The following is a 326-nucleotide window of genomic DNA, read 5'->3' on the forward strand; positions in this document are numbered from 1 at the left end:
ACGAAATCCCGGAACCAAAAGCTCAAACTCATGTGCCAGCGATTCCAGAACTCTTTGATGTTCGGCGCGGCAAAAGGTTTGTTGAAGTTCATCGGGGTGTCGATGCCCATGATCAAGGAAATCGCCACCGCGAACAAACTGTAACCGGCAAAATCAAAGAACAGATACATTGAGTAGTCATACATATAACCGACTAGTGACCACGAGAATCCGCCGATTTGCAAGGCAAAATGCGCTAACTGCGGCAGCCACACGGTACCAAACAAGTAGCCCAGCACATATTTGTACAAGAAGCCTAAGAACAAATACTTCACCGCGCGGTTCAA

The 326-nt window shown here is 47.5% G+C and carries 1 protein-coding gene; it reads right to left on the reverse strand.

Annotated elements, in window-relative coordinates; all coding sequences use genetic code 11:
* A partial coding sequence (locus tag FD01_RS15215; protein WP_338043385.1) for an MBOAT family O-acyltransferase occupies window positions 1-326 on the reverse strand: 326 nt, incomplete at both ends.

The organism is Lacticaseibacillus manihotivorans DSM 13343 = JCM 12514 (assembly GCF_001435035.1).
GTDB classification, from domain to species: Bacteria; Bacillota; Bacilli; order Lactobacillales; family Lactobacillaceae; genus Lacticaseibacillus; species Lacticaseibacillus manihotivorans.